The sequence below is a fragment of the Paenibacillus sp. HGF5 genome, from assembly GCF_000204455.1.
Taxonomy (GTDB): Bacteria; Bacillota; Bacilli; order Paenibacillales; family Paenibacillaceae; genus Paenibacillus_AQ; species Paenibacillus_AQ lautus_A.
In genome coordinates this window covers 21,912-35,467 of record NZ_AEXS01000056.1, presented here as the reverse complement: position 1 = coordinate 35,467, position 13,556 = coordinate 21,912, and the positions used below count along the sequence as shown (strand labels likewise).

General features: G+C 51.0%; 11 protein-coding genes. 8 read left to right on the top strand and 3 right to left on the bottom strand.

Annotation, left to right across the window (positions count from 1 at the left end; genetic code table 11):
• The first annotated feature begins 88 nt into the window (after positions 1–88).
• Entirely contained in the window at positions 89–1,639 is a 1,551-nt protein-coding gene (locus HMPREF9412_RS09090) for a BCCT family transporter (RefSeq protein WP_009591181.1), read from the top strand.
• Positions 1,640–1,936: 297 nt separating this feature from the next.
• On the opposite strand, the gene HMPREF9412_RS09085 is transcribed toward HMPREF9412_RS09090, so the two are convergent.
• A complete protein-coding gene (locus HMPREF9412_RS09085; RefSeq protein ID WP_036671745.1) occupies positions 1,937–2,812 on the bottom strand; it encodes an ABC transporter ATP-binding protein in 876 nt (291 codons plus the stop codon).
• Between the two features lie 324 nt (positions 2,813–3,136).
• Between HMPREF9412_RS09085 and HMPREF9412_RS09080 the strand changes: the two genes are divergently transcribed.
• Positions 3,137–4,183 (top strand): NAD(P)/FAD-dependent oxidoreductase, encoded by a 1,047-nt coding sequence (locus tag HMPREF9412_RS09080; RefSeq protein ID WP_009591190.1) that lies wholly within the window; start codon positions 3,137–3,139, stop codon positions 4,181–4,183.
• A gap of 77 nt (positions 4,184–4,260) precedes the next feature.
• Here HMPREF9412_RS09080 and HMPREF9412_RS09075 read toward each other — a convergent pair whose 3' ends face one another.
• Entirely contained in the window at positions 4,261–4,872 is a 612-nt protein-coding gene (locus tag HMPREF9412_RS09075) for a TetR/AcrR family transcriptional regulator (RefSeq protein ID WP_009591146.1), read from the bottom strand.
• A gap of 172 nt (positions 4,873–5,044) precedes the next feature.
• Here HMPREF9412_RS09075 and HMPREF9412_RS09070 point away from each other — a divergent pair, with 172 nt between their 5' ends.
• The 6 genes from HMPREF9412_RS09070 (at position 5,045) to HMPREF9412_RS09045 (ending at position 11,652) form a co-directional block, all read left to right on the top strand.
• Positions 5,045–6,223: a YhgE/Pip domain-containing protein gene (locus tag HMPREF9412_RS09070; RefSeq protein WP_009591196.1), complete on the top strand. Its 1,179-nt coding sequence runs from the start codon at positions 5,045–5,047 to the stop codon at positions 6,221–6,223.
• A 203-nt stretch (positions 6,224–6,426) separates the two neighbouring features.
• Positions 6,427–7,089 carry a response regulator gene (locus HMPREF9412_RS09065; protein WP_009591200.1) on the top strand — a complete coding sequence of 221 codons (663 nt, stop codon included), beginning with the start codon at positions 6,427–6,429 and terminating at the stop codon, positions 7,087–7,089.
• A gap of 47 nt (positions 7,090–7,136) precedes the next feature.
• Positions 7,137–8,210 carry a sensor histidine kinase gene (locus HMPREF9412_RS09060; protein ID WP_050802805.1) on the top strand — a complete coding sequence of 358 codons (1,074 nt, stop codon included), beginning with the start codon at positions 7,137–7,139 and terminating at the stop codon, positions 8,208–8,210.
• Positions 8,211–8,417: 207 nt separating this feature from the next.
• Positions 8,418–9,353 (top strand): ABC transporter ATP-binding protein, encoded by a 936-nt coding sequence (locus HMPREF9412_RS09055; protein ID WP_009591165.1) that lies wholly within the window; start codon positions 8,418–8,420, stop codon positions 9,351–9,353.
• A 29-nt stretch (positions 9,354–9,382) separates the two neighbouring features.
• The gene (locus tag HMPREF9412_RS09050) at positions 9,383–10,501 is read left to right on the top strand and encodes an ABC transporter permease (RefSeq protein WP_009591163.1); all 1,119 of its coding nucleotides are present in this window, start codon (positions 9,383–9,385) and stop codon (positions 10,499–10,501) included.
• Positions 10,501–11,652 carry an ABC transporter permease gene (locus HMPREF9412_RS09045; RefSeq protein WP_009591213.1) on the top strand — a complete coding sequence of 384 codons (1,152 nt, stop codon included), beginning with the start codon at positions 10,501–10,503 and terminating at the stop codon, positions 11,650–11,652. Before HMPREF9412_RS09050 ends, HMPREF9412_RS09045 begins: the two co-directional genes overlap by 1 nt.
• A gap of 182 nt (positions 11,653–11,834) precedes the next feature.
• Here the strand turns inward: HMPREF9412_RS09045 and HMPREF9412_RS09040 are convergent, their stop codons facing one another.
• Positions 11,835–13,535: a DUF4855 domain-containing protein gene (locus HMPREF9412_RS09040; RefSeq protein WP_009591164.1), complete on the bottom strand. Its 1,701-nt coding sequence runs from the start codon at positions 13,533–13,535 to the stop codon at positions 11,835–11,837.
• Positions 13,536–13,556: the final 21 nt, after the last annotated feature.

Sequence of the window (13,556 nt, the reverse complement as noted above, 5' to 3'; positions counted from 1 at the left end):
CACACATTCAGCGATTAAGTACATCAATTCTGGTTTAAATACAAATACTGTATGGGACTACGATGACTTATCTGCTGAGGTGGAGCTTGTGAAAGGAAGTTTACTGAAGAATATCGTGTTTTCGGTATCAGCTGTCATTATTGCCGTGCTGGCTATACTGGGAGCCGTTAAACCCGGCGCTTTTGGTGAAGTGGCAGGGTATCTGTACAGATTTACGACGAATACGTTCGGCTGGTTCTATTTGCTCTCGATCTTTGCGATTATCATATTTCTGATCTGGGTTGCGGCCAGCAAATACGGCACGATTCGCCTTGGCGGAGATAAGGAGAAGCCCGAGTATCCGTTCTTCACCTGGATCGGCATGCTGTTCTCCGCAGGATTTGGCGTGGGGCTGGTGTTTTGGGGCGTGGCTGAACCCATGAGTCACTTTTTTAAGACGCCCTTCGGAGGCGTCGAAGCACAAGGCGTAGACGCGGCACGCCTGGCTATGGGCTATTCCTTTTTTCACTGGGGGATCAGTCAATGGTCCGTGTTTGCCTTAGTCGGGCTTGTGATTGCGTTTCTACAGTTCCGCAAGCAGAAGGATGGGCTGGTGTCTACCGCGCTTGAGCCTGTTACCGGTTCAAAGCGCAGCGTGAAGAATATGATTGATATCCTGGCGGTCATTGCAACGGTCATGGGTATCGCTACTTCGATCGGACTCGGCGTTCTGCAAATGAGCGGCGGGTTGAATACCATTATGGGAATTAATAATGGCGTTGGATTGCAGTTATTGATGCTGGGGATTATTTTTGTCGCTTACATGATCTCGTCGACAACGGGACTGGACAAGGGGATTAAATACTTAAGCAACCTCAACCTTGCGATGGCGCTAGCCTTTTTATTGTTTGTGTTTATTTGCGGACCCTCCGTATTCATCTTGGAGACATTCACATTAGCGCTTGGCGACTACATTACGAATTTTGTCTCGTACAGTTTAAGGCTCCAACCCTATGCGGAAGGCACATGGGTACGGGAGTGGACGATATTTTACTGGGCGTGGGCGATTGCTTGGTCGCCGTATGTGGGAGCTTTCGTGGCAAGGGTATCCAAGGGAAGGACGGTTCGCGAATTCATTGTGGGCGTGATGGTTGTCCCCCCGGTCATTGCCTGTCTCTGGATCGCCGTGTTCGGCGGGACGGCCATCTGGTTTGACCTGCACGAGAACACCGGGATAGCCGCAGCTGTTAACGCGGATGTCACGTCGGCACTGTTCCAATTGTTCAACCAATTGCCATTCGCTTCCGTCATGAACGTGCTGGCGATTATCCTTATTCTGACGTTCCTGGTAACGTCCGCGGATTCAGCAACGTATATATTAGCCAGCATGACCACTTATGGCAGCTTGAACCCTCCCCAAACGGCAAAAATCGTGTGGGGCACGCTGATGGCAGCCATTGCCGGCGTCCTGCTGTATGCAGGTGGCCTTGAAGCCTTACAGACAGCTTCGCTGATTGCGGCATTGCCGTTCACCGTACTGCTGCTTCTGATGATCGTTGCGGTAGTGAAGCTGCTGAGCCGGGAGCCGATTCCGATTCGCAAGTCGGATTTGAAACGGTTTCGCCGTCTCGAAGAGGCTGCAAACCGTGGGAAGAAGTGAAGGCAAGCGCGAGGTACAGCAAAGTTCAGAAGAATTGGATTCAAGAGGGCACTCATGTGGTGTCCTCTTTATTTTTACAAAATAACTCAGAATTGAAGAAGCCCCCATCACACCCGCGGGCGTGCAATGAGAGCTTTGGTAATCCAGCAGAATAGTATCCGCTGTTCATGTTGACGCCGAGTACAAGCAGGGCGCCCACGAAGGCGGATAACACAATCACGCGCTGCGAAATTGGCAGGCACTTAAGCGGGTCCGTTCTCGGACTCATATGTAATGGTTCCGGGATTGCCGCAGGCCCTAAGAATGAACAGCAGTGCGATAAACGGGAGGGGCAGCTTCTTCGTAGTTGTCGTTATGCTCCGCCGTTTTGAGTATGTCCTCTTTTTCCCCTTTTAATAGATTATAAGTGATGCAGATCGGCTTCGCCGTGCGCGGATCGCGGCCGATCTCTGCGTCGATATGGAATACTTTCTTTAATACCTCGTGCGAAATGACGGCTTCCGGATCGCCGGCCTGAATGATATCTCCATCCTTCATCGCGATAATGTAATCCGCGAATCGGGCGGCTTGGTTCAAATCGTGCAGAACCATGACGATGGTCCGCTCTTGTTCGATATTGAGCCTCTCGAGCAGTTCCAGAATCTCCAGTTGATGCGCCATGTCCAGATACGTGGTCGGCTCGTCGAGGAAGATCATTTCGGTCTCCTGCGCGAGTGCCATCGCAATCCATACCCGCTGGCGCTGTCCGCCGGACAGGGCATCTACCGAACGGTATTTATAATCCTGGGTTCCGGTAACTTCGAGCGCCCAGTCGATGACGTCCATATCCTGTTTGGTCAAGCGGCCAAAACCGCGCTGATGGGGATAGCGCCCGTAGGACACGAGTTCGCCCACCGTCAATCCGCCCGGTCCTTCCGGAGTCTGGGGCAGAATGGCCAGCTTCTTCGCCAGCAGCTTGGTGTTCATCTTGGCGATTTCTTCCCCGTCCAGAATGGCAGCCCCGGATTGATAAGGAATGATGCGGGTAACAGCCTTCAAAAGAGTGGATTTGCCGCAGCCGTTAGGCCCAATGATGGTCGTGATTCTTTTATCGGGAATATCTACGTTAAGACGATTCAATATCAGATTCTCGCCATAACCGACGCTTATTCGATCTGTACTTAGGCGAATCATCATTTCACCTCCAGAGTAGTTAGCTATCAAACGATAATGATTCTCAATTTCATCCATAAATATAATGTGAGGCTGCGCCGTTGTCAATAAATATCTTAATGGAAATTTCAAATAATATTCATGTTTCAGCCGAAAAATACCCATATATAGTTCAGTGGAATATTACAGGCCTATATCTAGGCGAAATTGTGACAAAATGAATTTTTTCTAAATGTTTGATTGTAAAAAGGGCAAAGGCAACGTATACTAATTGATAATGATAATCATTTACGTTACAAGGTGATCACAAACAGCCTTTTAATTTATAGACCGGGAGTGAAACGCATGAGTGGGAATGAGATATTTGATGTAACGGTTATTGGCGGAGGACCAGCGGGATTGTATTCCGCTTTTTATAGTGGACTGCGTGGCATGAAGACCAAGATAATAGAATATCAGCCCATGCTTGGCGGAAAGGTTCACGTATATCCGGAGAAAATGATATGGGACGTCGGCGGATTGACGCCGATTCCAGGCGCGAAGCTGATCGAGCAAATGGTTCAGCAAGGCCTGACGTTCAATCCCGAAGTGCTGTTAAACGAGAAGGTTGAATCGATCGCCCGCAATGAGGAAGGACTGTTCGAATTACATACGGCGAATTCCGGCGTGCATCTGTCCAAAACGGTCATCGTGGCGGTCGGCGGAGGCATCTTGAATCCGCAGAAGCTGGAGATTGAAGGAGCCGAGCGGTTCGAAGTGTCGAACCTGAACTACGTGAAGTCCCTGCAGCATTTCAAGGGCAAAACCGTCATTGTGTCCGGCGGAGGGAATTCAGCCGTAGATTGGGCGAACGAGCTGGAGCCTGTGGCGAAGAAGGTCTACCTGGCCTATCGCAAGGACGAATTGTCAGGCCATGAAGCCCAGGTCGAGCAGCTGATGAACAGTAAGGCGACCTGCCATCTTAATACATCGATCACGAAGCTCATTGCTTCGGATAATCATGAGGTGATTGAGCGCGTAGAATTGACCAATAATGCGACAGGGGAAGTTTCCTATTTAGCCGTAGACGAGGTCATCATTAACCATGGCTATGAACGGGATATGTCGCTGCTGGAGAACAGCAACCTTGATATTCACCGGGTGGATGACTACTATATCGCGGGCAACGCAAGCTGTAATTCTTCCATACCGGGACTGTATGCTGCCGGCGACATCCTGCATTTTGACGGGAAGCTGCACCTGATTGCAGGCGCCTTCCAGGATGCCGCGAACGCGGTGAACAGCGCGAAGCAGTTCATTGAGCCTGATGCCAGGAAGTACGCGATGGTCTCTTCGCATAACGAGGTATTCAAGGAGCGCAATCGCGAATTAGTGAAGCAATTGATCAATTAGAACACGGGCATGCGTATACATGCATGTAACGATAGAAGAGAAGCGAGGGAACCTCCGCTTCTCTTTCTTTGCGTTCCCTATGGTTTTTGAACAATCCCTGAAGTGATCAACGGGCCGTAGTTGATCAACTGCGTCATCATGATGCCCATCTCTCTTGCGGACTTGTTCATCCCGGACTCGATCCAGTGTATGACCAAGCCGATATTGGCGGAGATCATATAAGCGATCAGGTAATCGCTCGGAATGATCTGATTCCCGCCTGTGGGCATTCTGAACGCATGCTTGGCAAACATATGCTCCTTCATGAACTCCCTGAATTGCCGAACGAAGGAAATGTCCCCATTCGGGCCGACAATAGCCTTGAAGAAGTCGGCGTGCCGGACGAGCTCTTCGAATATTTGTTCTGACGCCGGATAAGGCTCTCCCTTTTCCGCATAGTCCCTGGAATCCCTGGGATCGATATGGACCACGATCTTCTCAATCTTCTGAAGCACCTCTTCCTTGATCTTATCCAGCATATCCGGCACATCCCGATAATGCAGATAGAAGGTACCGCGGTTGATATTGGCGCGATTGGCGATATCGGTGACGGTAATTGCGCTGATGTTTTTTTCGCCCATAAGCTCGAACAAGGTTTGCCGCAGCAGCTGATTGGTCCGGACTTGCCTACGATCCGCCTTTTTAGTCAAGGAATTCCCCTCCAAGTACAATGTGAAGACTTAATCAACAGAGGGCTCGTACACTGATTAGTAATGAACACTCCGCTGAAAGCTGATGATTGAACAAATCTCTCTCTTCATTATAATTAACGCTGTGATTATTAATCAACAGTCTGTTCATTAATAACGAGGAGTGATTGATATGGGGTTTTTAAGACAAAAAATGCTGTGGATCGGCGCATTGGTTGTCCTTCTGGTGCTGGCAGTCTTCGGCGTAGCCATGATGGGTTCGATCGTGGGAGCGAAGCCGAAGTCCCTTCCGGTTGCACTGGTGGTCTTGGATCAGTCGGCGGAGTTACCGAACGGCGAACCCCTTGCTGTTGGCGGCATGATAAAGGGGATGCTGCAGGGAAACTCGCAGATGCCCATTCAGTGGGAGATCGTGATTTCGGAAGCGGAGGCAAGGGAAGGGCTCGACAGCCAGAAGTATTACGGTGCCCTCGTGCTGCCTGAGAACTTAAGCGCGGGTATCTTGTCGCTGCAGTCGCCTGCTCCGAAGCCCGCTGTGGTGCAGGTGCTGGTGAACGAGGGGATGAGCACGCAGGCATCCGCCGCGGTGAAGCAGATGCTCGGGCAAGCGATGAAGATGGCGGGAGCGGAGCTATCCAAGCAGGCATTGACCATGATCGGCACGCAGACGGATATGCTGCCGGTCACAACCGCACAGGCCCTGCTGACCCCGTTCGAGGTCCATGAGGAAGTCGTTCATCCTGTGGGTGCTAACCACGCAAGCGGCAATGCGTCGGGGATGCTGATACAGATTCTATGGATCGGCTGCCTGATCCTTAGCGTATTCCTGTTCCAGGCGCTGCAGAAAGCAGTGGCTGAAGGCAGCGGCCGGGGAATCGCGATACTGCTGCAAGGTGCTGCCGGTTTGCTCCTGGCGGGTCTGACCTCCGGTTTTCTGGTATGGATGGCTTCCTCGTGGTATGGCATGGAGCTTGCGAACGGGGGCAGCGTATGGCTGATGCTGTGGCTGGCCGGTTCCGCTTTTTTCCTTCTACAGTCGACCTTGTTGAACTGGATCGGGCTACCGGCCATGGGCATCTTGGTGCTCCTGATGTTCTTCTCGATGCCGCTTCTCAATATGGCGCCGGAGTTTTTGCCCCAGGCAACGCAGGACTGGCTGTATTCCTGGACGCCGCTGCGCTTTGCCGCTTCCGCTCTCCGGGATGTGATGTATTTTGACGGATATGCTCCATCTTCTTCGCATTCCGCGGTAATGTGGTTTATAGCCGGAGGTTTTCTTGTTCTGCTGCTGGCCTCGACATTCAAGAAAGGGAGACGTTCAGACAAGAGAAAATCAATTGCCGCTTCTTAATAGAATAGGTTGGCACCTAAGCAGTGCGGGGTTCATCCCTGCACTGCTTTCTATAGTTTGCTCAAGCCGACCGGTTCATGTGGACGGGATCATGCCAAAGTCGCAGCATCGGGACGTTGCTCCCTTTATTATAGTGAATAAAATACTATCGTTCTTCAGGATGGCAGGCTGTATAATCCTGAATAAGGGAGCGTGAGCGTAAATTGAAGATCAAAGTGATCATTGCGGACGATAACTCATTTATCAGGGAAGGCATGAAGATCATTCTGGCGACGTTTGATGAGTTCGACGTGGTGGCGACCGTCGAAGACGGACAAGAAGCGGTCGCCTTTTGCGAAGCGCACGAAGTGGATGTGGCTCTGATGGATGTCCGGATGCCGAACCTGAATGGCGTTGAGGCCACGAAACAGCTCACGGAGCGTACGAAGACCAAGACGCTGATCTTAACGACCTTCGACGACGATGAACACATTACCGATGCGATCCTGAATGGCGCCAAGGGTTATCTGCTAAAGAATAACGACCCGGAACGGATTCGCGATGCGATCAAAACCGTGTACCACGGCCATCATGTGCTCCAGGACGTCGTACTGGATAAAATCAAATCCGGGCTGTCCCCCGGAAAGCCTGATAAGACAGACAAGGAAGACAAGGCAAACAAGTTCGACCGAAGCCTATTCACCGAAAGGGAACTGGATATTATGGCGCTCATCGCCAAAGGGCTGGCCAACAAGGAAATCTCGAAGAAGCTGTTTATTTCCGAAGGCACGATTGCCAATCACATCACTTCGGTTCTCAGCAAGACAGGTTTGGAGCATCGAACCCAGATTGCGATTTTTTATCTGACGGGAGAAGTGAATAAGTGAGCGAACGCCGAAACTATGCCGAACTGTGGGTCATCGGGTTCAAAAGCATGCTGTTCCTGTATGTGATCAGCCAGTCGTATGCCTCTGATCTTGCGATGACGCCATGGTATATCCTTGTCGTTCTTCTCTACCTGTCCGTGAATGTATCCGTCTATATTTTCAAGAGCCGAAGCATACAGCCGTACCTCATGCTGCTTGCGATTCTTGTTGCCATGGCTTCCTCATTCTACATCCATCCGCTGCTCCTCATACTGCTTCCCGTGAATCTGTACGAGCTGTTGTCGCTTTACATTCGCAGAAGCTGGATGATCCTGATCCCCCTGCTGGTTCCAGCGCTTATCATGCCTCAGGGGTTTGTTATGACCTATGTTTCTACATCCGTTCTATCCTATATTTATCTTACGATGCTCAGAACCTTTGTTAACCGAGCCGCATCCTACCAGGAGCAGAACGAGCAGATGCATCGTGAACTCGATCGGTTGACCCAGCGGCTGAGCGAAAATAATGAGTACATCCGGCAGTTTGAATATATGTTTAAGCTGGAAGAGCGAAACCGGCTGTCCCAGGAGATTCATGACAAGATCGGGCATTCCATGACGGGAGCTTTGATTCAGATGGAAGCGGCCAAGCGCTTGATGACATCGAATCCGGACAAGTCCGCCGAGCTGCTGCAAAATGCCATATCCATCTCTAAAGAAGGCATTGAGAGCATCAGGCTGGTTCTGAAGAACGTGAAGCCCCCAACGGAGCAGCTCGGCATCAACCGAATGCGTTTATTTCTGGAGGAGTTCTCCGCTCAGCACCCGATCAAGACCGTATTAACGCATGAGGGCAATATGGATGTGATTACGCCGCTTCAGTGGAAAATCATTCAGGATAATACCCAGGAAGCGTTAACCAATACGATGAAGTATGCGAATGCAACGGCAGTCTCGTTACATATCGAAGTTCTGGGCACCATGATCAAGGCCAAGGTCAGCGACAACGGCAAGGGCATGCAGAAGGTAATCAAGGGTCTTGGGATTATAGGCATGGAGGAACGGGCCGCGGTCGTGAATGGAACCGTGATCGTGGATGGCTCGAGCGGCTTCTCGGTGACCACTCTAATTCCTTATAGCTAAAGCTGGTAAGCGCATTTGGCGGGTTAGGGATATCGTCAAACAAGACATTTCCCCACAAGGGTGAAGATTTGGATCGTCAATAACATGAATATTCTCATGGGTAAGGATGAACTTGTGCACTATCGCAAGGGCATCCTTTTTTCGTACGATACATACAGATCAAGTCCACCGGTTGATGCGTGGATGGAATATGGAGGCGAAAAACGTATGAACGTGCTGGAGATCAAAGGGCTCACGAAAAAGTTTGGGGATTTCATAGCGGTAGACCAGCTGTCGCTGAACATACGGGAAGGCGAGATTTTCGGCTTCCTGGGCGCGAACGGAGCAGGCAAGAGCACAACCATCAATATCATATCGTCGCTCATGCCCATGACCAAGGGAGAGGTTCATGTCCTGGGCAAGAATCTGACGAAGCATCGAAGGTTCGCGAAGCAGCAGATCGGCATGGTTCCGCAAGAGGTCGCGATTTACGAGGATCTGACCGCATATGAGAATGTTCATTTTTTTGCCGGATTATATGGATTGAGAGGGTCGGAGCTTAGGAGCAGGGCCGAAGAGGCGCTTGCCTTCGTCGGACTTAGCGACAAACATAAGATGTACCCGAAGAGCTTCTCCGGAGGCATGAAGAGACGACTGAATATCGCTTGCGCGATTGCCCACAGACCGAAGCTGATCATCATGGATGAGCCGACCGTCGGCATCGACCCCCAATCGAGGAACTATATCCTGAACTCGGTCAGGAAGCTGAACGAGATGGGCAGCACGATCCTGTACACGAGCCATTATATGGAGGAAGTGGAGGAGCTCTGCACTCGGATTGCCATTATCGACCACGGCAAGATCATAGCGGAGGGCACGAAGGCACAGCTGAAGGCCATTATTACGGACCAGAAGGATATCGGGATCGAAGTGCAAACGGCCGCCCATCTTGAAGCGAACAAGTTGAAGGAGATTGCAGGCGTCAAATCGGTTGAAGTGAAGGAGAATATCGTGCACATCAGCTCCGACGCAGGAGTCAATAACCTGAATAAAATCATTCAGCAATTCATGGCGCAAGGCATTGAGATTCGTTCCGTTCAAGCGTCCGAGCCGAATTTGGAAAGTGTGTTCCTAACGCTGACCGGCAGGAGCCTTCGGGATTAGCAGACTTAGGAAGAGGGAGGTGGAAGTACATGAACGTACTGAGAATCGCGCTGAAGGAGATGAAGATCGTCCGGGAGCCACAGATGCTGGTATTCATGCTGGCAACCCCGGTGCTGCTCATTCTGATCCTGGGGACGGCGCTTTCGAATGCTTTTAACGGGAGTACCACGATTGGAGACATTCGGGTGTTATACCATAACAACGGAGCAGAACCCGCGCTTACGGAGCAATGGCAGGCATTCATGCAGGAGGCGGAGCGCTCATCGGGCATCGTCTTTGATCAAGTCGGGGAAGGCATGGACGGAGGACAGGAAGTGAGAAACAACCGGTACACCGGTTACGTGGAGATGGACGGCCAAGGCATCCGTTATGAGGGAAACAGCCGCAGCAGCCTGGAGAACGGGATTGTGCAAGGGATGCTGTCCGCATTTACCGACCGGTACCGGCTGTCAGCCGAAGCCGCGAAGATCGATCCGGCATATGAGAGCAAGCCGCTTGTTGATGATGGAGGGAGCTATGTGCTGGAGTCTTCCATACAGGGAGCGAGGCAGCCGGGTTCGCTTGATTATTTTTCGATTGCGGTCACCACAATGATCATCCTGTACAGCGCCTTGACGGCAGGCGGACTCATCGATAGTGAGCGAAAGCGAAATACCGCACAGCGCCTACTGGCCTCACCAGTGACGAAAGCCGAGATTTTTGCCGGAAAAATAATAGGCACGCTCGCAATCAATGCCGTATTTGTCATCATCGTTGTGCTGATCAGCAAATATATGTTCAATGCCTATTGGGGAGAGCACCCCATCATGGTATTCCTGGTGTTGTTCACCGAGATCCTGTTTGCGCTCAGCCTCGGGCTCGGCATCAGTTATGTGCTGAAGGGAAATGCAGCCGGAGCTGTCATCATGGTCATTATTCAACTGGCTGCCTTCTTTGGCGGAGGGTATACGCCGGTTTCTAGCACAACGGGATTCATGAGGGAGGCTGCAACGTATTCTCCCTTGCATTGGTCCAATGAAGCGCTGCTGCAGCTCATTTATTCAGGCAGTGGATCGGCGGCCATGCAGGCGATGATGCTGAATATCGGTTTTTCCATCCTGCTGCTGGCCATAGCCATGATTTCGATGCGAAGAAGGGAGGGACTGTAATGCTGAAGGATATGCTTTGGCTCATTCGAAAGACGATATTGACCTCGTTGAAGGATTATAAAAATCTGCTGCTCGTTATTGCGCTTCCCATTGTCGGCATTCTGCTATCCACCTTAATCTACAAGGGCTCCGGAGATGCTTCCGTTACCCTCGGCATCGTGAATCACGATATCGAACAGAAGGTCACGCAAGATACGATCGATTTTGTTGCTCAATTGGAGCATACCGAGGCATCGGTCATTAGGGAATCGGAAGCGGATGACTTGGTTGTGTCGGGTGAGCTGGATGCGGTGCTGATCTTCCCCGAGGGGTTTGCGAAAGGCGTAATTCAGGGGACACCCGAGCCGGTCCGGATCGAATCGATTAAGGGCGCTCAGGTTACGGGGTATGTCAAATCGTATCTGAACGCGTACGTCCAGAATATTTCATCCATGGGGGTTATAGCGGGTGGCGACGCCGCCGCGTTTAACGAATTATACAGCGGTTATCGCGGTTCTACGTTTCAATTGTCCACGACTACCGTTGCGGATCAATCGGCCAATCATGATATGACCAACCGGACGATCGGTTACTTGGTTGTGTTCATGTTATTCTCCGCCGTGAATCTATCGGCATTGACGATCCGGGATCGCGAGAACCGTACGTACTATAGACTCTTATCGTCGCCTATTACGGCCCGCAGTTACGTCTTCTCGAATGCCATCGTGAACATCGTTCTGATGATGATCCAGATTGCGGCCACCTTGTTCGTCATGACCCGGTTCTTTCATATCGAGCCAGGCATTCCATTATGGCAGATGTTTCTGATTCTGTCGCTGTTCGCTCTGGTCGCGGTTAGTTTATCGCAGGTCATCGTCGCGTTCTCGGACAGCACCATGATGGCTAACGGAATTCAGACGATGGTGATCATGCCGACATCGCTGCTGGCGGGGTGTGTATTCCCGCTCTCCGTGATGCCCGAAGCGATTCAGCGAATCGCCGATTTCCTGCCGCAGTATTGGCTGCTCGATACGTTCGGCAAGCTTCAGCAAGGAAGCGGCCTGAACGACGTGATTCTGAACGTGGCGATTCTGCTGGCTTTTGCCTTGGCCTTATCGCTGATTGCAACCTACAAGTTCGCAAGAAATAGAGATACGCAGAGCTATATTTAAATTTAATGGCGGGGTCTCCTTGTACTTCACATCGGATGACCGACTATAAGCGATCAGGAGCTTGCTTGAACAACACAGCTCCTTTTTTCATTAGTCTTAAACCGAAGTATTAAATAAAGCAAGGCCATCCCAATCGGGATGGCCTGCGTATCGCTCTAAATGGTATGAATGGTTCGGGCTATTTAAGGTCTGTACTTGCCCTTTATGAACTTGTACATGTCATCATAGGTGGCGCGAACTGCCGGTTCATCAGATCGTGCCGCTTGGAGCAATGTGTCATTCCCTTGATAGTAGGCTCTAAAAGTATCCTTTGCATAATCGAATTGGATAGCACCGTTAAGATAGTCATAATATTTCTGCCTGAAGTTGGCATCTGTCAGGATACGCTCATCGAACTCCATCTCCATCCCCATCCCGAGTGATTTAGCCCAATCAGCCGCATCCCGTATACGATCCAGCGGACTATCCGCTTGGAAGAAATAGTTTGGCTGATAGGCCACAGCATCAAAACCTAATTCCTTCCATGTGAAGAATTGATAGCCACGCAGATGTGGAATCCAGTAGAATAACAAGTCGTTGTCATGAACGATGTTAGACGCGTGTTTTATCAACTGTGCATCATTCGTACCGTCCGGCGCTACTTCTTCGTTTAGCCAATATAATCCGGCAAGATTAAGATTATCGTAACCCTTCGCGTCCCAGCGCTGGATCAACTGATCGATATACCAGTCGACCGCTTTCTTCTTGCTTGCGAGCGAAGCATCGGCACCGACTTGAGAGGCGTTGAAGTTCTCCGTAATACCGTCGCCATCTACGTCTCCGAAATTAGTCTGCGGTTCAGCCGGGTAGGGAACCATAAGAACCACCGGGTATTTTTCAGTGGATTTACCACCCGGCTTGCCGAGCTCCTTCATTACTTCTCCCACTGCAACGTTCAAGGCATCCAGATCTCCGTCGGTGGCGAATGTCTTATCCAAATACCATTTCCAATCGTCCCAATTGGACCCGTTAAAGGACATGGCGAATGAACGGCCAGCAGGCGAACTGAGACCCAGATAGAGAATGCCATCGAATAACCAATCAGTCGGCGTTCCGTTCTGATCTACATGCGCGAGATAAGGAATCAGTTTCTCCGTTGTCCAGTCCCCTAATCCCTTATTGTAATGTCCATTATACAAAAGAGCCAAATTGGAGATACCGCCGGTCTGGGCGCCAGGCTGCAGATATTGTTCCTTCTCATGGGGAACCGTTGCACCTTTGATATGTCCGTCCTGGCCTATGACCTGAATTTCGTCCAGAAGCACCCATTCCTTGGTCGTAAACCGGACTTTAACATAACGGGAGAAGGCCGCCGAAGACTTATCTCCTCCCCCCGGAACGCCGTCTTTCACAGCGTCCCATTCGAAGGTGTATCGGGGAGGGTTAACACCGATCCAGAACGCCACAGGTGGCCCTGCATGCTTCAGCGCCGTCCAGTCTTTCCCGTTTTTCGAGGTATAGATCGACACCGCGTTCGGATATTGAATCTTTGCGGATGGGATCTGCAAGAAGTTAGCGCGAATGGACGAGACCGATTGATCGCTGCCAAGGTCAATCGTGATGACTCGGCTGGAACCTTTGTAGAATCCGGTCCATGCCTCGTCGGCAGGGTCGTCGCTTGCCAGTACGCCGTCGGTCAATTCGCCGCCCGTATCGGGGTACGGATCATTCGCCGGCTCCGAGACAGTATAAGGCTTGCCTAGCGCTACATTCATTTCGTTCCCTCCATTATTGCCGTTCGATGCTAACTGCGGTTGCGATGAATCAGCTTGCGCAACGGGCTGCAGAATGCCCGTCAACAGCAATGCAGATAGAAGATAGCTTCCGATTCGCCTAAATTTCATTATGATTCCTCCTTAGATTGG